The organism is Campylobacter concisus, assembly GCF_003048595.2.
Lineage (GTDB): Bacteria > Campylobacterota > Campylobacteria > Campylobacterales > Campylobacteraceae > Campylobacter_A > Campylobacter_A concisus_L.
Window position 1 is genome coordinate 1,160,202 of record NZ_CP049270.1, and the last position, 19,210, is coordinate 1,179,411.

General features: G+C 38.7%; 19 protein-coding genes and 1 rRNA gene. 8 read left to right on the forward strand and 12 right to left on the reverse strand.

Annotated features, from left to right (window positions below; translation table 11 throughout):
• Positions 1-94 precede the first annotated feature (94 nt).
• The 6 genes from CVT15_RS05875 to mqnE form a co-directional block, all read right to left on the reverse strand.
• A 16S ribosomal RNA gene (locus tag CVT15_RS05875) occupies positions 95-1,605 on the reverse strand.
• Positions 1,606-1,969: 364 nt separating this feature from the next.
• Positions 1,970-2,671 (reverse strand): pilus assembly FimT family protein, encoded by a 702-nt coding sequence (locus CVT15_RS05880; protein WP_107898116.1) that lies wholly within the window; start codon positions 2,669-2,671, stop codon positions 1,970-1,972.
• The gene (locus tag CVT15_RS05885) at positions 2,672-3,889 is read right to left on the reverse strand and encodes a glycosyltransferase family 39 protein (RefSeq protein ID WP_107898117.1); all 1,218 of its coding nucleotides are present in this window, start codon (positions 3,887-3,889) and stop codon (positions 2,672-2,674) included. It lies immediately after the preceding gene.
• Positions 3,890-3,898: 9 nt separating this feature from the next.
• Complete coding sequence (locus tag CVT15_RS05890) at positions 3,899-4,339, reverse strand: phosphoribosyltransferase (RefSeq protein WP_021091484.1); 441 nt, start codon at positions 4,337-4,339, stop codon at positions 3,899-3,901.
• A gap of 12 nt (positions 4,340-4,351) precedes the next feature.
• Positions 4,352-5,644: an NCS2 family permease gene (locus CVT15_RS05895; RefSeq protein ID WP_103576861.1), complete on the reverse strand. Its 1,293-nt coding sequence runs from the start codon at positions 5,642-5,644 to the stop codon at positions 4,352-4,354.
• A gap of 12 nt (positions 5,645-5,656) precedes the next feature.
• Positions 5,657-6,721 (reverse strand): aminofutalosine synthase MqnE, encoded by a 1,065-nt coding sequence (mqnE, locus tag CVT15_RS05900; protein ID WP_103576860.1) that lies wholly within the window; start codon positions 6,719-6,721, stop codon positions 5,657-5,659.
• Between the two features lie 110 nt (positions 6,722-6,831).
• Between mqnE and CVT15_RS05905 the strand changes: the two genes are divergently transcribed.
• The 7 genes from CVT15_RS05905 to CVT15_RS10340 all read left to right on the forward strand — a co-directional run bounded on the left by CVT15_RS05905 (position 6,832) and on the right by CVT15_RS10340 (position 13,326).
• Positions 6,832-9,327 carry an HD domain-containing protein gene (locus CVT15_RS05905; protein WP_107898118.1) on the forward strand — a complete coding sequence of 832 codons (2,496 nt, stop codon included), beginning with the start codon at positions 6,832-6,834 and terminating at the stop codon, positions 9,325-9,327.
• Positions 9,328-9,330: 3 nt separating this feature from the next.
• Positions 9,331-11,142 carry a glutamine--fructose-6-phosphate transaminase (isomerizing) gene (gene glmS, locus CVT15_RS05910; RefSeq protein WP_103576433.1) on the forward strand — a complete coding sequence of 604 codons (1,812 nt, stop codon included), beginning with the start codon at positions 9,331-9,333 and terminating at the stop codon, positions 11,140-11,142.
• A 147-nt stretch (positions 11,143-11,289) separates the two neighbouring features.
• Positions 11,290-12,078, forward strand: coding sequence for a peptidoglycan-binding protein (locus CVT15_RS05915; RefSeq protein ID WP_103576432.1), 789 nt, complete (start codon positions 11,290-11,292; stop codon positions 12,076-12,078).
• A gap of 1 nt (position 12,079) precedes the next feature.
• Positions 12,080-12,502 (forward strand): gamma-glutamyl phosphate reductase, encoded by a 423-nt coding sequence (locus tag CVT15_RS05920; protein ID WP_103576431.1) that lies wholly within the window; start codon positions 12,080-12,082, stop codon positions 12,500-12,502.
• 135 nt (positions 12,503-12,637) lie between these two features.
• Positions 12,638-12,859 (forward strand): DUF4172 domain-containing protein, encoded by a 222-nt coding sequence (locus tag CVT15_RS10335; RefSeq protein WP_430516348.1) that lies wholly within the window; start codon positions 12,638-12,640, stop codon positions 12,857-12,859.
• A 111-nt stretch (positions 12,860-12,970) separates the two neighbouring features.
• A complete protein-coding gene (locus CVT15_RS05930) occupies positions 12,971-13,219 on the forward strand; it encodes a hypothetical protein (protein WP_103576429.1) in 249 nt (82 codons plus the stop codon).
• Complete coding sequence (locus CVT15_RS10340) at positions 13,216-13,326, forward strand: Fic family protein (RefSeq protein ID WP_430516349.1); 111 nt, start codon at positions 13,216-13,218, stop codon at positions 13,324-13,326. Before CVT15_RS05930 ends, CVT15_RS10340 begins: the two co-directional genes overlap by 4 nt.
• Positions 13,327-13,505: 179 nt before the next feature.
• Here the strand turns inward: CVT15_RS10340 and CVT15_RS05940 are convergent, their stop codons facing one another.
• Positions 13,506-14,000 carry a hypothetical protein gene (locus CVT15_RS05940; protein WP_103576427.1) on the reverse strand — a complete coding sequence of 165 codons (495 nt, stop codon included), beginning with the start codon at positions 13,998-14,000 and terminating at the stop codon, positions 13,506-13,508.
• Between the two features lie 11 nt (positions 14,001-14,011).
• Positions 14,012-15,211: a tetrahydrodipicolinate N-succinyltransferase N-terminal domain-containing protein gene (locus tag CVT15_RS05945; RefSeq protein WP_103576426.1), complete on the reverse strand. Its 1,200-nt coding sequence runs from the start codon at positions 15,209-15,211 to the stop codon at positions 14,012-14,014.
• 163 nt (positions 15,212-15,374) lie between these two features.
• Here CVT15_RS05945 and CVT15_RS05950 point away from each other — a divergent pair, with 163 nt between their 5' ends.
• A complete protein-coding gene (locus tag CVT15_RS05950) occupies positions 15,375-15,977 on the forward strand; it encodes a YagU family protein (protein ID WP_084109298.1) in 603 nt (200 codons plus the stop codon).
• Positions 15,978-16,061: 84 nt separating this feature from the next.
• Here the strand turns inward: CVT15_RS05950 and CVT15_RS05955 are convergent, their stop codons facing one another.
• The 4 genes from CVT15_RS05955 to CVT15_RS05970 all read right to left on the reverse strand — a co-directional run bounded on the left by CVT15_RS05955 (position 16,062) and on the right by CVT15_RS05970 (position 19,153).
• Positions 16,062-16,514 (reverse strand): hypothetical protein, encoded by a 453-nt coding sequence (locus tag CVT15_RS05955; protein WP_103576929.1) that lies wholly within the window; start codon positions 16,512-16,514, stop codon positions 16,062-16,064.
• A gap of 156 nt (positions 16,515-16,670) precedes the next feature.
• On the reverse strand, positions 16,671-17,360 hold the full coding sequence (locus CVT15_RS05960; protein WP_103576930.1) for a cytochrome-c oxidase: 690 nt from the start codon (positions 17,358-17,360) through the stop codon (positions 16,671-16,673).
• A 104-nt stretch (positions 17,361-17,464) separates the two neighbouring features.
• Entirely contained in the window at positions 17,465-18,802 is a 1,338-nt protein-coding gene (locus CVT15_RS05965; protein ID WP_103576931.1) for a PFL family protein, read from the reverse strand.
• 9 nt (positions 18,803-18,811) lie between these two features.
• Entirely contained in the window at positions 18,812-19,153 is a 342-nt protein-coding gene (locus CVT15_RS05970; protein ID WP_269059521.1) for an ACT domain-containing protein, read from the reverse strand.
• Positions 19,154-19,210: the final 57 nt, after the last annotated feature.

The following is a 19,210-nucleotide window of genomic DNA, read 5'->3' on the forward strand; positions in this document are numbered from 1 at the left end:
CTATAGGTCTATCAATCTTTCAAAACTAAACAAGGATGATTGAGAATATCTTTCTTATAGATATCTTGTGAGAGAATATCTATATGTACTCTAGAAAGGAGGTGATCCAACCGCAGGTTCTCCTACGGTTACCTTGTTACGACTTCACCCCAGTCGCTGATTCCACTGTGGACGGTAACTAATCTAGTATTCCGGCTTCGAGTGAAATCAACTCCCATGGTGTGACGGGCGGTGAGTACAAGACCCGGGAACGTATTCACCGTAGCATGGCTGATCTACGATTACTAGCGATTCCGGCTTCATGGAGTCGAGTTGCAGACTCCAATCCGAACTGGGACATATTTTATAGATTTGCTCCATCTCGCGATATTGCTTCTCATTGTATATGCCATTGTAGCACGTGTGTCGCCCCGGACATAAGGGCCATGATGACTTGACGTCGTCCACACCTTCCTCCTCCTTACGAAGGCAGTCTCATTAGAGTGCTCAGCCGAACTGTTAGCAACTAATGACGTGGGTTGCGCTCGTTGCGGGACTTAACCCAACATCTCACGACACGAGCTGACGACAGCCGTGCAGCACCTGTCTTAACATTTCTGCAAGCAGACACTCTTCTATCTCTAGATGATTTGTTAGATATCAAGTCCGGGTAAGGTTCTTCGCGTATCTTCGAATTAAACCACATGCTCCACCGCTTGTGCGGGTCCCCGTCTATTCCTTTGAGTTTTAATCTTGCGACCGTACTCCCCAGGCGGTATACTTAATCCGTTAGGTGCATTACTGCCAAGACTAGCTTAGCAACAACTAGTATACATCGTTTAGGGCGTGGACTACCAGGGTATCTAATCCTGTTTGCTCCCCACGCTTTCACGCATTAGCGTCAGTTGAGTTCCAGCAGATCGCCTTCGCAATGGGTATTCCTGGTGATCTCTACGGATTTTACCCCTACACCACCAATTCCATCTGCCTCTCCCTCACTCTAGATTATCAGTTTCCCAAGCAGTTCTATGGTTAAGCCATAGGATTTCACAAGAGACTTGATAATCCGCCTACGCGTCCTTTACGCCCAGTGATTCCGAGTAACGCTTGCACCCTCCGTATTACCGCGGCTGCTGGCACGGAGTTAGCCGGTGCTTATTCGTTAGGTACCGTCATTATTCTTCCCTAACAAAAGGAGTTTACGCTCCGAAAAGTGTCATCCTCCACGCGGCGTTGCTGCTTCAGGGTTTCCCCCATTGAGCAATATTCCCTACTGCTGCCTCCCGTAGGAGTCTGGACCGTGTCTCAGTTCCAGTGTGACTGATCATCCTCTCAGACCAGTTATGCGTCATAGCCTTGGTGAGCCATTACCTCACCAACTAGCTGATACAATATAGCCTCATCCTACACCGAAAAACTTTCCCTATCTAACTTATGTAAGACAGGAGTATAGAGTATTAGCAGCCGTTTCCAACTGTTGTCCTCTAGTGTAGGGCAGATTAGCTATACATTACTCACCCGTGCGCCACTAACTCATAAGAGCAAGCTCTTACTTGTCCGTTCGACTTGCATGTATTAGGCACGCCGCCAGCGTTCACTCTGAGCCAGGATCAAACTCTCCATATTAATTACCTAGCAAAATTTATTTTGATAGGATTTTATTATGAAGTTTTTAATCAAAAAAACTTTTAGTTTTATTTATTAGTTTGTCTAATCTATTATAAATTATAAAATAATAGACTGGCTCAATCGATCACTTGTTTAGATTTCAAAGATTGACTAATAGTTTAACAATTGTAAGTTAAAAGAACAACGATAAAAAGAAAAGGCTTTATTAACCAATGAAGTTAAAGGTGGTTTCTCGTTTCGTGAGCTGGAATTATATACGAGCAATACTTAAAGATAGTTGAAATATTTAGGGAATTTTAGAAAAAATTGTTAGGCACTTAAAAATTTTAAAGTATGTATTTTTATTATAGGTTTATAGGGCTTAGTTTATATATGCGTATCCACTTCTTTTTTCTATATTTATAGAGGCTACATTGTTATTTTTATCTGTTAAAATTATCTTGCAATCACCTTTCAATAGTCTTGAATAAGGTCTTTTTGCTCCTTTATTGTTAGTAACACTCACCACTCTCATGGGCCTACCTAATTCGTCAAAATCAATGGTTTGTGTTTTGCCTTTTCCGCAACTACCAACAAATTTAACTGATTTTATGCCATATTTTTTCTCGATATTTAAATCTGTATTAATTTTATTGCAATAGGACTGAGGAATGCCTCTCCAGCCCGCACTTAAAAATTTATTTGACTTTTGCGTATCGATGGCAACCTCTTCTTTGGAATTTAAGTTACCACTAAATTTATTACCACTACCTCTTTTATCATAAAAAATACTATATTTCCAAGATTTAACCCCAGGCTCATCTACAGAGCACTCTTGCAAACTAGTATCATTAATAGCTATCCCCCATCTCATTTTAAACCAAAATTTTTCATTTTCTGAATGAACAAATTTATCATCTTGCATGGCAAGGTGCTGGGCGTATCTTATATGCGTTAGCATCTGTGTAGCTGCCTCTCTAGCTCCATTTATTTCTAGCCTTGGTATGATCATTGCTGCAAGTATGCCTACGGCAATAATCACAAAGATAAGCTCCATAACAGTAAAACCCTTGTTTTTATGCATCTACCTGCCTCTTATGTCAAAATTTGCAATTACTTTTCCCATTTTTTCTATGCAAAATTTTGATTTTCCATTTAGATCGACGCTTAATAATAAATTTTTAGACTCATCTCTTACATCTATACCATAAAATTTAAGTCTTAATGCAAGCTTTTTATTGTCAGTGTATAAATCCTTGATTTCCGCTTCTTTTAATTTATCAGCAAGCTCTTTTACAATATCAAATTTATAGACAAAATGCTTTGTTGGATTATCCAAAAATAGGTAAAAAATTTGATTAAATACAATCATCGACCAGTTTATAGCCAGAAAAAGCATCACTAAAGTCGTACAAATTTTATAGCCTTTTCTAAATTTTGGCAATCTTACGCGATACGAATTAAAAAAAACTCTTACCATAAGTGGCGTTGCGATCACGCAAAACGGCAAAAACTGCTCAAGCTCTAGCCTTTGGCGCACTGAGACTATCATACAAAAGCAAAATGAGCAAATCGCAATAAACCATAAAAGATCCTTCTTTTCCTTAACCCAAATTCTATAAATAGTATAGACAAAAAAGATAAAAATAAACGGTGAAAAAACAGCGGCAAAGATACCAAAAGTATCAATGAAGTGTCCACTTGGCCTACCATTTGTATCAAAGCCAAAAAAGTAAAGCGTGAGTAAAAATAAAATAGCACTTAGCCAAGCAAGCGGAGGCCTTCTTTTATAAAGTGAAAATATAAAAAATCCTGCGTAAAATATCAAAAAATCGCCATCTATAAAAAAAGAAAGGCAAAAAAATACTACAAATAAAATTTTATTTTTAACATGAAAAAAGTATATACATAGGAGCGCCAGCATAACGCAAAGCCCAGCATTATTGACGATAAGAGCTGAAGCTAGCGTGCCAGGAAGTAAGATAAAAAGCAATACCGCAATAAGTCTATCAAACTCTAATTTAATGTAAAATTTGCTTATCTTATACATTAAAACGACGCTTATGACATGAAAAGCGATCATTACAGATCTTAGAGCAATATCTGTTTGACCAAAAATTTGAACGCTTAAGTTTAAAACATAACTAAGAAAATTTTGTTTGTTAAAAAAAATTTCAGCTTCACTATAACTTATGCTAAGAGAATTTGCCGTATAAAGTAAAAATATACAATCGATCAAACATATCAAAAATACGCTAAAGGCGACGTGATGTCCAACAAATTCCCTAAATTTATCTAGCAAAAATTTTCCTTAAATATGTATATCCCAAAAAAACTCAATCCAATCGTGAGCCTCTTTTACCTTAAATTCTGGCAAAAGCAGAGCTTTCTCTTTATAAAAGACGGTCGCTATTTTGATATCTAAATTTGGATAACGCTTAAGCAGTTCTCTTTTTATCTCGACCATGCTCTCGCCACTATCAATGATGTCATCTACGAGTAAAATCTTAGTGTATTTGCTAAGATCTGGTACGTTAAAGATATTAATCGTATCAAGCTTGTTTGTATCTTCATAGTGGATAGAATTTAGGGTAAATAAATTTCTATTATTAAGCGCAACAGCTAGCGAATGGCCAAGCGTTAGACCGCCTCTTGCCACAGCTAGTATCACCTCTGGGTCAAACTCGTCTTTTATCTGTTTTGCCATCTTTTTGGCATCAACGGCAAATTCATCGTAGCTATAAAATATCATCTTTCATCCTTATCAGTGCACTAAAAATACGATAAAACTAATGAGCGCTAGCACGACTACACCTAAATTTATATCGCTAAATTCTCTCTTTATGAGCTTAACTATTACGTATGACATAAAACCAAATGCAAGGCCGTTTGTGATCGAGTAAGTAAGCGGGATGAGCACAACTATGAAAAATGTCGCTACAGCTATGGCTGGATCTTTGAAATTTATACTAGCAAGCTCAGCAAACATAAGCACGCCAACCATCACAAGGATCGGATAAATGGCATTGCCAGGGATCGCTTTAAAAAGTGGCAACATAAAGAGTGTAAGTATAAATAAAAGTCCGCAAAATACAGCCGTTAGACCAGTTCTACCGCCCTCTTCTACACCGCTAGCACTCTCTACAAACGATGTGGTCGTACTTACGCCTACAAGTGAGCCAGCCGCCGTAGCAATAGCGTCAGCTTCAAGAGTTTTTTCAAGTTTTACGACGCCATCTTTTTTGTTTTCATCAAAAATTCCAGCCCTCGTTCCTACACCAGCTAGTGTGCCTATCGAGTCAAAAAGATCGGTCACAAAAAATGTGATAATAACTGGCAGCAAGGCTAGGCTAAGCGCACCTTTTATATCAAGCTCTAAAAATATCGGAGAGATAGAGGCTGGAGTTGAGAAAATTTCTGTTGGATGAGGAGCGATACCAAGCACCCAAGCTATCACTGAAGTAGCAAGCACAGCTAGGATAAACGCGCCCTTTATCTTCCACGCCCAAAAGCAAATAACTAAAAATAATCCCAAAACGCCAAGAAGTACGTTTGGATCTTTGAAATTTCCTATACCAACCAAAACTGCGTCGCTATTTACGATAAAGCCCATTTGCTGAAACGCCACAAAGCTGATAAATGTGCCTATGCCAGCACTTATCGCTCTTCTTAGATCAAGTGGAATGGATCTTATTATCCACATTCTAAAATTTGTAAAAGATAAGACGACAAATATCACGCCGCTTAGAAAAACAACGCCAAGAGCTGTTTGCCAAGGCACTTTCATGCCGATGCAAAGACCAAATGTAAAATAAGCATTAAGTCCCATACCAACGCTCATCGCAACTGGTGTGTTCGCCCAAAGACCATTTAATATCGTAGAAAAGATGGTAATTAGCGCAGTTGCCGTGATTAGTGCCTCATAAGGCATACCAGTTTTGCTCATAATGATCGCATTTACCGGCACGATATACATCATCGCCAAAAACGTCGTAAGTCCCGCTCCAAATTCCTGCTTCACACTCGTTTTGTTTTGTGCTAAGTCAAAAAATTTCACCCCAAGCTCCTTTTAGTAAATTTTAAGTTCGTTATATAAGCTATCACGCTCAACCGGCGTAAAACCAGATGTCTTTATGAGATCGCAAAATGTCTTTAGTGTAACGCCATTTGCGCTATTTGCGCCAGCTGCACTTTGGATGCTCTCTTTTTCTATCGTGCCATCAAGATCATCAGCACCAAATTCCTGAGCTATCATCGCTAAATTTAGCGTCGAAGTAGCCCAGTAAGCTTTGATATGTGGGACATTATCAAGCACAAGACGTGAGATCGCCAGAGTCTTTAAAATTTCAGCTGATCCTAGAAATTTCACATCTTTTAAGTAGTTATTTTCTCTTTGATAGACAAGCGGGATAAACGCGTTAAATCCGCCAGTTTCGTCTTGCAAGTCTCTAATCCTTAGCATATGATCGATCCTGTTACCGCGGCTTTCTATGTGACCAAAAAGCATTGTTGCGTTGCTTTGTTTGCCGTGATCGTGCCACATTTTATGGATTTTGAGCCAGTTTTCGCTACTAACCTTGCCTTTGCAAATTTTAGCCCTAACCTCTTCATCAAAAATTTCAGCCCCGCCGCCTGGCATGCTATCGACGCCGTATTCGAGCATCTTCTCTATCACCTCATCATAGCTTAAGCCGTAATGTCTTGATAAAAAGTCGATCTCAGCTGCCGTCATCGCCTTTACGTGAAGCTCTGGATGAGCTGCTTTTATCTTTTTAAAAATTTCTAAATACCACTGCCAGCCACTTTTTGCGTTGTGAGCTGATACGATGTGTATCTCTTTTACGCCGTGGCTTACGCTCTCATCAACGATCTTTAAAATTTCTTCGTGGCTCATTAAGTATGGATTTGGATTTTTTCTGTGAGCCGAAAATGCGCAAAATTTACAAATATCAGCACAAATATTTGTTGGATTGATATGGCGATTTACATTAAAAAAGACCTTGTTGCCGTACAGTTTTTTGCGCTTTTTATCGGCAAATTTAGCCAAGGTAAAAAGATCAAGCCCATAAAGCGAAAAAGCCTCTTGCTTGCTTAATCTCTCGCCACTTTCTAGTTTTTGTAATAGATTCATTATTTGTATCGTCCTAAAGCTGAACTTAAGGCTTTATTATAGGCAAATAAAGCTTTGTTTTTGCAAAAATTATGTAACATTTGCCAAGATATTTTTAACAATGGAAACATTAAATGCTGTCTGATAAAAGTACCAAAAATAGCGATAATTATTTAAAAATCAAAGAGAAATTTCTTGATTTTAAGGCAAATTTACCAAAACATTTTCAAAAAAATCAGGGTAGAAATTTTGCAAATTTTTTAGCCAAAGAATACGATGATTTTATAAAATCTTATTTAAATGAAACTATGCGAGATTTTTTTGATGATTTTATTCCGCAAAATGACAGCTTTGCCTTTAGCGTTCTAGCCACTGGCAAATACGCCCAAACCTTACTTAGCGCAAATAGTGAGCTTGAAATTTTACTAGTTTATAAAAATTTAAAAGGCTACAACATAAAGAATTTCTTAAAAGAATTTAGCGAAATTTTAAGTAGCTCTGGAATAAATTTTTATATAAAAAGCGTTGAGTTAGATGAAATTTTTACAAATTACAAAGACGATCTCAAATTTAAAAGCGAAACATCGCAAGTCCGATATATCTGTGGTTCAAAAAGTCTCTACCGCCTAGTAAAAAGTGAGATCGTAAAATTAAAAGAATTTGATAAAAAAGCCTTTTTAAACTACCATTTAAAGGCATTTTTGCCGTTTTCTAGCATCAGCTACTTAGCCCAAGAGCCAAATCTAAAAAGTGGCTTTGGCGGGATAGATGAAATTTATCACTTAAACTGTATACTAAACTGCCTAGATAGCGACATTTCAGTTAGATCACAGGCTCTAAAAGTGATGAATGAAAAAGAGATCGCTAGTTTTAATCTAAATGTGGACTTTTTACTAAGCCTACTAACCACCTTAAATTTAACGCAAAATTCTGATACTTTTAGCGCTTCAAGCGTTGAAATCACGACAAATTTCATGCAAACAAAGTCTAAAAAGCTTCAAGATAACGAAAGCGTTATCAGCCAAAAGATGCTAAGCTCAATGAATAATATTGCTATTTATTCAAGGTTTATAGTCGCTTCTCTTTGCAGGCCATTTTTTAAAAGCGAGCTAAGCTTTGATCAGAGAAAATTTGCAAGGCTAAAAAATGGCTTTTACGAAATAAATGGCGTTATTTACGTGCCACTTCATAAAAAGCCAGCTCTCATCGAGGATCTCATAAATGAGCTTTTAGAACTAAAAGATGTGGATTATAAATTTGACATAAGCGCGATCTTTTACATCAAGCGAGCCATCATCACAAAAAGCGGCTTGGAGCACGCTATAAGCGAGTTTAAGAAGATATTTTTAAGAAAAAATTCCTACGCGATTTTAAAATCATTGCTCGATGCGCAAATGATACAAATTTTAATAAAGCCAATGGAGCATATCAGCCAGCTAGCTCAGTACGACGGCTATCACGAATTTACAGTCGATGAGCATAGTATTTTAAGCGTAAAATTTCTTGAAAATATAAAAGATAAATTTATAAAAAATCTCTATACCGAGCTTTGCTTGGAGGGTAAAACAATGCTAAAGATCGTGACTTTAATGCACGACGTTGGCAAGGGGCTTGGCAAAGATCACGCAAATATCGGAGCAAATATCTTTAGAGCCTACGCAAACAAGCTAAATTTAAGCCAAAAAGCCGTAAATATCGGCGTCATCTTGATAAAATACCACACGCTAATGAGCAATGTCTCAAACAGAGAGGACATTTATTCGCAACGCGTTATTTTTGCTTTTATCTCAAAGCTTGGCGACAAGCAGGTTTTAAAACTACTTTACATCCTTAGCTACTGCGTGATAAATGCGACAAATGAGAGGCTTTATAATGCCTACACAGCAAAGCTTTTAAGGGAACTTTATGAAATTTCTCTTAGTGCATTTAGCGATGAAAATTTACTTGATGAAGCGACAAGACGTGTAAAAAAAGAGCAGTCTATAAAACGAAATAGCGAGTTTTTGGCGCTTGAGTCAAGCTTGCAAGAGAAAATTTTTAAAATTACATCAAATCTTGTCTTTATAAAATATAATGCGAGTGAGATCATAAATTTAAGCAAGGTCGCAGATAGCTTAGATGCGACAGAAATTTTTATAAATAACTCTAAAAATTTAAGCATTCAGATCTATACAAAAAAGAGTCTAAATTTAAGCGCCCTGCTCTATGAATTTGCCAAATTTGACCTTGCATACATGGAAATTTTTGAGCTATTTGAGAAGAAATTTTATATTAGGCTTGATTTTAACCAAAATGTTAAAAAAGAGGAGCTTGAAATTACTAAAAATTTAGCTCTAAAATCCCTAAATAGTGAGGTTCTAAAAGAGCCTTTGAAACCAAACATTAACAAAGATGAGATAAACTTCGAGCTAAATCACTCAAAAGATTACGCCAAACTTAACATCAACGCAAAAGATCAGCGTGGGCTAATGGCTTATGTGATGAGTGTTTTTGACAGGCTTCATTTTCAAGTCACGAGTGCTAGAATTCAAACGGTCAAAAATAGAACAAGAAATCTCTTTTTGATCGAGAAAAACGAACGACTTGAGAGCAAAGGCGAAGAGATATTAAATTTATTAATAAGTGAGTAAAAAATGTGTGGAATCGTAGGATACATCGGAGATAAAGAGAAAAAAGAGGTCATTTTAAGCGGTCTAAAAGAGCTTGAGTACCGAGGATATGACAGCGCTGGCATGGCTGTGATGAGTGATGGCAAGATCGACTTTTTTAAGGCTGTTGGTAAGCTTGAAAATTTAGTCCTAAAGACAAAGGACTTTACATCAGAAGGTTTTGGCGTGGCGATAGGTCATACACGCTGGGCTACGCACGGCAAACCAACCGAGATAAACGCTCACCCACACCTTGGAGAGCACTCATTTGTCGTTCACAACGGCATCATCGAAAACTACAAAGAGCTTAAAGATGAGCTTGAGGCAAAGGGCGTGAAATTTGTCAGCCAAACCGACACCGAAGTGATCGTGCATCTTTTTGAAGAAATTTTAAAAGAGAAAAAAGACCCATTTAAGGCTTATGAGGCGACTATCGCAAAGCTTAGAGGCGCTTATGCGACGCTACTTATCACAAAAACTGCACCTGATAAGATATTTTTCGCAAAAGATGCTGCTCCTATGGCGATAGGCAAAAGCGACAAAAAAGAGCTATATTTTGCCTCATCAGATGCCCCACTTATCGGCAACGCAACAGAAGTAGCATATCTTGATGATAACAACTACGGCTACGTGAGCTTAGATGAGATAGCTGTTTTCAAACACGGCAAAAAGGCTAACATAACATTTAACGCACTGCCAAAAGATAAGAGCTATGCCCAAAAAGAGGGTTATACATTTTTTATGGAGAAAGAAATTTACGAGCAAGGCACTGTTGTGTCTGAAACCATCATGGGAAGGGTTAAAAACCACAAAGTAACCCTTGAAAATTTAGACGATGAATACCTAAAAGGCATCGATGATGTCGTGCTTTGTGCGTGCGGTACGAGCTACCATGCAGCGCTAACTGCAAGCTATCTGTTTGAAAGGCTTGCTAAAGTTAGAACAAAGGTCGAAGTGGCAAGCGAATTTAGATACAGAAAGCCTTATCTAAACAAAAACTCGCTCTTCATCGTCATCTCGCAAAGTGGCGAGACAGCTGACACTCTTGAGGCGCTTAGGATAGCAAAAGAGGCTGGACTAAGGACACTTGCGATTTGCAACGTCGATAACTCATCTATCGTTAGACTAGCTGACAATACTCTTCTAACTCGTGCTGGCATCGAAAAAGGTGTGGCGAGCACAAAGGCCTTTGCAACGCAGATCATCGTACTTTGGATGCTTGTGCTTCAAATGGCATCAACAAAAGAATCTATCAGCAAAAAAGAGCTTGATCACGAGATCAAAACGCTTCTTCACATTCCACAAATTTTAAATATCAATAACTCTCTTCAAGAGAAGCTTCACCGCCTAAGCAAGCACTATTTACACGGTCATGGCTTCTTCTTTATCGGTAGAGATATCTTCTATCCGCTAGCACTTGAAGGTGCGCTAAAGCTTAAAGAAATTTCATATCTTCACGCCGAAGGCTATCCATCAGGTGAAATGAAACACGGCCCTATCGCACTTGCAGATGAGAAGCTATTTACGATCGCTTTAATGCCTCAAAATTTACTTTACGAAAAAACAAAAAGCAATGTCGAAGAGCTTGCCGCAAGAGATGCTTACATCCTGGCGATAAGCCCACTTGAGTTTGAGCTAAGCGATGACTACGTAAAAACAAGCGTTCAAGATCATTATATGAGCGAATTTTTTGAGATGATGCTAGTGCTTCAGCTACTTGCACTTGAAATTTCTGTTAGACTTGGCAACAACGTCGATATGCCAAGGAATCTTGCAAAAAGCGTAACTGTCGAATAACTCGTGTGGCTGGCATCTTGCTGGCTACTTAAATTTTTATAAAAGTAGTTTTGCATTATGCTACTAAACATAAATATTATATTAATATTTTTATAATATTTGCTTATATATAATATTAAAAAACCAACTTAAATATTAAGGATAAAAATGAAGTTAAGTTCATCTTTACTAAGCATAGGCCTTGGAGTTTTACTTTTAAGCGGTTGTGCAACTGGCAATAGCAACGGTGTAACTGGCAGTGCTGCTGGAAGCAATAACAATAATGCTAACACAAAAATAGAAAAATGCAGTAGCACTCTTGGAACACTTGCGTTTTATGAAGACCAAAATTCTGATTGGTATTCATATTTAACACACAACTACAAGCTCACATCAACTATTCCGGTTTTGCGTCTTCTTGCGCAACAAACTGGTTGTTTTGTTATAGTTGAACGTGGCGCTATGATGGATAATATGATGCAAGAGCGTGCACTTGATAGATCAGGCGAACTACGTGGTGGTTCCGGCTTTGGTAAAGGTAAAATGGTAGCAGCTGATTATACTATTCGCCCTGAAATTTTCTTTAGCAACGAAGATACAGGCGGAGCAGGTGCTCTTGTTGAAGCACTTTTTGGTAGTGTAGCAGGTGCTATAGCTGGTGGTTTTTCAACAAAAGAGACACAAACCACATTGGTTCTTATAGAAAATCGTTCAGGTGTTCAATTAGCGGCAGCTATTGGCTCAGCTTCTAGCACTGACTTCTTTGGCATGGGCGGCGGTGCTGGCGCTTCTCTTGGCGCGGGACTTGGCGTATATTCAAGAACACCTGAGGGAAAAACACTTGTAAATGCTTTTCTTGATTCGATGAATCAATTAGTTATTGCCCTAAAAGATTACAAAGCACAAACCGTAAAAGGTGGTCTTGGAAAAGGCGGAAGTCTAAAAGTAGGAGAATAACATGAAATTTTTAGCCATTTTATTTTGTTCATTGACTTTTTTGTTTGCTATGAGTTATGAAAAAAAAGTTGAAGCTAGGCTTTGTGGTCTTATAAATCAAAGAGAAATGGCTAAAATTTATGGCGATATAAGAAGCATTGATAGCTTTGACAAAAAAATAGAAAGCTACAAATTTCGCAACGGAATAGAAAAATTTGACGAGGATAGTTGCCGTGCAAATGGCTACTATCCTGTTGATCCAAACTATGCGCCATATCCGCCTAACTACCGCCCATACTATCGAAATGAGTACGAAAGATATGATAGATTTCAGCGTGGTTACCGCGGAGGCTACTATAACGATGACGACTATGATGATGGTTTTGAGCGTGGATATAGACGTGGTTATAAGGATGCTAAAAGAGATTATAGGTTAGGTAGATAACTTATCTAGCCTTAACCTTGGCTTAATTCTAATAAAAATGATTTTTACAAATAACAAATCAAAAGCAATATATATATCAAATTTTGTTGCTATAAATAAGTTCAGTGCATTGATTAAAAATTACAAAATCTGTGGATACGACAACATCCCAACTACCCAAATTTTTCTTTCGACAAAAGAGTAATAGACACCCTTACAAATAAGCTAGAGCAAGACCATAAAAATTTAAAAGAGCTAACAAGCAATATCAGCAGAGACGATCTTTTAAAGGTGCAAATTAATGCGCTTGAAGATGAAATAATAAGCTCATCTCTCATAGAGGGCGAGAGACTTAATAGATCAAGCATTCGCTCGTAGATAAAAAAGAGGCTAGATGAAAATTTTGACTGGCTAGCTGATACTCATGCGACTAGACACAGTGTTAATCTAGTCTCGCTTTTGCTTGATGCAAATTTAAACAAAGCTCCTATGAACTTCGAGCGGCTACATGGCTGGCACAATGCCTTGTTTGAATATAGTCAAAGCAAAAACCACAAGATAAAAAGAGCTAAATTTAGAGATGATGAGATGAGCGTAGTCTCAGCTCCTTCAAAAAATAGGCAAATCCACTATGAAGCCTTGCCAGCAGAGCGTGTAGAAAATGAAATGAGAAATTTTTTAAATTTTATCAGAAAACGCCTATGTAAAAAGCGCCTTAGCGCACCTTTGGTTTGTTGATCATCCATCCTTATGATGACGGTAATGGACGCATAACAAGGGCTTTGGCACACTACTTTTTAAAAGAAGATGTTGTTAAGCCATTTTATATCTCTAGCACTATTTAAGCAAATAGAAAAAATTATTATGAAATTTTAGAACAGATAACAAAGCTTGGAAATAATTTAAATTTTGATTTCACAGAGTGGATAATGTAGCACACCTACAATCAGTAAATAGCACTATAAACAAGCTATAAGCTTACTAAAAATATAAAATTTCTATCGTAATTTAAGAGTCAAAGCCATTAAATTTTATCTTTACCTAGTATCGTTGTCAGCTGTTCTTTGATTCTATCATCAAATTCACTAACGCTTATGACACCCCTACTTTCGCACATCTTAGCATCATTAACATCACAGTAGTCGCTAAGTGCGTTTTTGTATCCGCCCCTTATACAAGCCTCTCTGTCTTCTAAAAATCCAGCCCCACCAAGGATTAATACGCCAAGGTCAAAACCTATCTTAAATTTCGCACTCGCCGAGCTTTTAACCCAGCTTAAAAATATCTCATCGTATCTTAATCCAAGTGCTCCAACGCCATCTGGCACGACTAAGATATCCACACCATAAAGACTTTCAGCATAAATTTCTGGATGAAGCCTGACGCCAAATTCATCGACAACCTCAGGCTTTAGTGCGTAAGTCTTGATATTAAAATCCTCAAATTTATGTAAAAAATCATAAATTTTGGCAAAGCTTAGTAGATTTAGCTTGTCAAACATCAAAATGCCAACTTTCATGCTAGCTCCTTTTAATGAAGTGCCTCATTTAGCTTGATCGCCCTTTTGCTCGCACTTGCAGTAATCTGACCTGTTTGGCTATTTTGTCTAAAATGAAGTCCATTTAGCCCGCCAAGTTCAAGTGTTTTGTAAATTTCAGCTTCAAATTTAAACTCTGGATTTAGCTTAGCTAGCTTTTCGCGCTCGTTAGCTGATATATAGACTTTTGTGCCCTCAAGCACCGCTATGCCAGCATCCACGATGCAGTTATCGCCAAGAGGTACGCCTGTGACTGAGTTTGCGCCAAGCAAGCAGTGTTTGCCGATGCTTACAGGATTGCCGTTTGTGCCACTTAGCACGCCAAGTATGCTAGCTCCGCCACCTACGTCGCTACCCTCGCCCACTACGACAGAGCTACTGACTCTGCCTTCAACCATCACGCCACCGGTTGTACCTGCGTTAAAGTTGATGTAGGCAGCACCAGGCATAACGACTGTGCCAGGATGCACAGCAGCACCCATGCGAACCTTGGCTGAGTCTAAAATTCTCGTATTATCAGCTGGAATAATATGGCTTAAAAATCTTGGGAATTTATCGACGCTAACGATCGCTGGATATTCGCCAAACATCTTTAGAGAAATTTCATTTTCTCTTAGCCATTCAAGCTCGATTGGCGTATTTTGGCTAGTCCATGCAACATTTGGTAACACACCAAAAGCTCCATCAAGCACGATTGTCCTAGGTGCGACTTTGCCAAGCGATATCAAGTAAAGCTTGAGATATACAGCCTCCACGCTAAGTGGTTTTGCATCATCAAACAAAAACACAAGCTTAAATTTATTCTCATTTAGTTCAAGATCGTCATCAAATGCCATTTTTACGGCATGCAAATTTTGTACATTTTTATGAGAGCTTATCTCTTTTTCAAAGACGCTAAAGAGCTTGCTGGCTTTTTTCACTACTTTTGGTGTAAGATCAGCTACAAATTCAGAGCCGTTAAAATCAACCTTAACATCACATTTTTGCAAAGCATAGATATAAGCAGCTGCGCTTAAAAAGCTCTCTTTGTAGTTTACAACAGCAAAAGTCGCTTGCAAAATTTTATCTGTATTTTTTTGTCCACGATCGATCCTAGCGATACCAAAAGCAAGTGGATCTTTGTAGCAATCTTTTTTTCTAAATTCTTCAAAAAATTCCTTAAATTCATTTGCATCTTTAAACTCTTTAGACATCTATTCTCCTTTAAATTTTTTCTTAGTCTAGCCAAAAATGGCTAAAAATTTTATGATTTTAAGTCCATTAAAATTTTTAAATATTTTTATATTTTTAATAATGATTAATCTTATCATAAAGTAAATTGCAATAAGATTTTGCAAATTTAAAGAAGGGGTTTAAATGTCAAATTTAGTAACAAAACCTAGATTTGCTCTGGCTGCGTTAATCGGCCTTATCGCTGGTGTTGTCTCAGCCTTTGTCAAATGGGGAGCGGAATTCCCACTTCCTCCAAGAAGTCCGATGGATATGTTTAACGCTGCTTGCGGGCCAGAAAGTGCCATTAGAGCAGCCGATGCGATCGATTGCTCTAGAAATTTCTTAAATCCGCCTTATGTATTTTTAAGAGATTATTTGGGAGTGGCCGATCCAAATGCCGCTATTTACGAGTTTGCAGGGCATGCGTTTAACTACGTAATGATGACGCATATATTATTTTCGATAGTTTTTGCGGTTGCTTATTGTGTTTTGGCTGAGAAATTTCCAAAGATTACAATATGGCAAGGCTTACTAGTTGGCGTTATCGTAAATATCGCTGTTCACGTGATCACACTACCTATTTTGGGGCTTACTCCACCACTTTGGACACTTCCTTGGTACGAGCATGTATCTGAATTTGTCGGCCACATGATATGGTTTTGGTCGATAGAGATCATCCGTCACGACTTAAGAGCTAGGATAACAAAAGAAAAAGATCCAAGTGATTATTGCTGCTGCAACGCATAAATGCAAATTTTTGCTGTTTTGGGCTAAAAACCTAAAACAGCAACCAAATTTATCTCACCATTTAAAAGCAAAATTTATCCGCGATTAGCACTCCTGGCTAAGCTCTAAATTTTCTAAACGAAGTGGCTTTTCACCTTCAAAAATCACCCCAATACCAAAAGGCTCGCAAATATCAAGCGCACCCTCAGCAAATCTCATCAGCCACTTTCTATCATGCGCATAAAAGGTACATTGTGGCGAGCTAAAGGGCAGGTCGCAAACTGGCACGTCAAGCAATTTAAGCTCGTCCTTGCTCAAAAAGCACCCTCGCCTAAGCTCATCTTTTAAAAAGGCAAGTGCCTCTTTTATGTACCGATCGATATCGCTGGCGATGCGCTCTGCTAGCAAAGTAGTCTCATCATCCCCGTCTGCCCCATCTGTGCTAACAAGGCAAAATGGCACCTGTCCAAAAATTTCGCTTTTTAGCTCCGTCTCCGCGTACCAAATAAAGCCCTCATCTGTTGCAACTTTTTCAAGCTTGCCAAATTTCAAAGTCATTTTTTATTCTCATTTTTGTAGTTTCGCTACTCTTGTAAAAAGAGCCAAATTTAAGCAAATTTGTCGTGATTTAAAATAGAGATAGCTTGTAAATTTGCCCTTTTAGCATAAAGCGAAAGCTAAATTTACAAGCAAATTTTCAGTTTTTCTCGCTATTTAGAAGCAAAATTTCTCATCAGTGCCATTTTGCTTGCGCATAGCTTTAAAGTTAGCAAGATTATCTTTATCTAAAAAGTAATCTTTCTCTTTTTTATTGCGGGCCTCTAGCTTTTCTATGCCTTTTATAAGGGCTGCTTTTCTATCTTCGTGAGGCGAGCTAAATTCTGGCGAGAACATCGCTTCATAGGCATTTTTCTTAGTCCATCCAAGCGCTTTATCAGCGATCTCTTGTTGCTTTTTGATATCGCAAAATGCATAAGGATTGACCACGTCACCAACAAGCTTCATAAACGCCCCTATCGCGGCCACCACGTCAGTAAATTTCTCGCCCTCCATGTCTATAACACCTCTTAGCAAAATCGCGCGATTTTTTGCCGCATAAAACCAAAATACCGCATCATCGCGAAGTCCAAGATCGTATGCGCGAGCCGAGAGGACAAAAAGAGTTATCGGAGAGACCATTTGTGGGGCGTCTTGCACAATCTTTTCAGCCTTTTTAAAGTCCTCTTCTTTGCCACTTTTTAAAAGCTCATCTATCTTGTCATAGACCTTGACGTACTCCACCTTGCCAGCATTTGCTGAGTAGTATGGCGTGACGTAGATGTCGATACTTCTTACTTTGTCATCATTTGCAAAGCCACATACCGCTCCAAAAAGTAGCACCGTAAGCAGTGATAAAATTTTCATTTTAGCTCCTTGGCTTAAAATTTTTATTATTTTAACTAAAAGCAGTTGAAAAGATTAGGATAAATTTAAGAAAAAGTCCGCAAATTTAAAGCGGACTTTGAAGATTAGTTTTTAAAACTATGAATTGGAGCTGGAATTTGTCCGCCACGAGCGATGAAATCAGCACTTGAGGCTTTGTTTATCTTCATCACAGGCGCTCTTCCTAAAAGACCGCCAAACTCGATCATATCGCCCTCACGGCCTAATGGTATGATACGAACCGCCGTTGTTTTTTGATTTATAACGCCGATAGCCGCCTCATCAGCGATCATCGCAGCTATGCTCTCGCTTGGCGTGTCCGCAGGTATGGCGATCATATCAAGACCAACCGAGCATATCGCGGTCATCGCTTCAAGTTTTTCTAAATTTAGTGAGCCAGCGCGCACCGCAGCTATCATGCCCTCATCCTCAGAAACTGGTATAAATGCACCGCTTAAGCCGCCCACTTGGTTACATGCCATTACACCACCTTTTTTGACCGCGTCATTTAGCAAAGCAAGTGCCGCAGTCGTGCCATGCGTACCAACAGCCTCAAGCCCCATCTCTTCAAGCACACGAGCTACCGAGTCGCCCACAGCTGGTGTTGGGGCAAGAGAGAGATCGACGATACCAAATTTAACCCCAAGTCGCTCGCTCGCCATTTGGCCAACTAGCTGGCCGATACGCGTGATCTTAAACGCCGTTTTTTTAACGGTCTCAGCCACCACGTCAAAGCTCTCGCCACGCACCTTTTCAAGGGCTCTTTTTACCACGCCTGGGCCAGAAACGCCAACATTTATCACCACATCAGCCTCGCCCACGCCATGAAATGCACCAGCCATAAAAGGATTATCTTCGACTGCGTTTGCAAAAACGACAAGCTTGGCGCAGCCCATCTCTGAAGCTGCCGCCGTCTCTTTTATGATGCGTCCCATGTCACGCACAGCGCTCATATTTATGCCACTTTTTGTTGAGCCGACATTGACACTTGCACATACTTTTGAAGTCTGAGAAAGTGCTTGCGGGATAGAATTTATCAAAATTTCATCGCCCTTTTGATAGCCCTTTTGAACTAGAGCCGAAAAACCACCTATAAAATCAATACCAACTTCAATAGCCGCCCTATCAAGCGTCTTTGCGATCATCACGTAGTCTTTTGCATCTGTTGCGGCGCCGATTATCGAGATAGGCGTCACGCTCACTCTTTTATTGACGATTGGTATGCCTAGCTCAGCAGAAATTTCGTTGCCCACTCTAACTAGGTCTTTGGCTTTAGTGGTGATTTTTGCGTAAATTTTGTCGCAAGCTTTGTTGATGTCAGGATCGATGCAGTCAAGCAAACTAATGCCCATCGTGATCGTTCTGATGTCAAAATTTTGCTCTTCGATCATCGAGATCGTTTCGGTTACGTTTTTGATGTCCATTGTTTTTCCTTAGATTGTATGCATCGCATCAAAGATAGCAGAACTTTGGATATTTATCTTTACTTTTAGGCTCTCTCCAAGCTCGTTAAGTTCTGCTCTTAAGGCCGTAAAATCTTTATTTTCATCACTTGAAACCACCGCCATCATCGTAAAAAACTCATCTAAAATAGTCTGTGATATATCATCTATATTTAGCCCTAGCTCGCTAAGCTTTGCTGAGACGCCAGCAACGATACCAACTCTATCTTTTCCGACTACGGTTACGATCGCTTTCATGTTTTCTCCTGTTAAATTTAAATTTTTGATTTGAAGTGTATTTTGGCTCCAAAATTTAAGCCAAGCATCAAGCAAAGCTAAATTTTGGCAGCCAACTTCAAACTGGCAAATTTTAAAATTTGCTCTAAATTT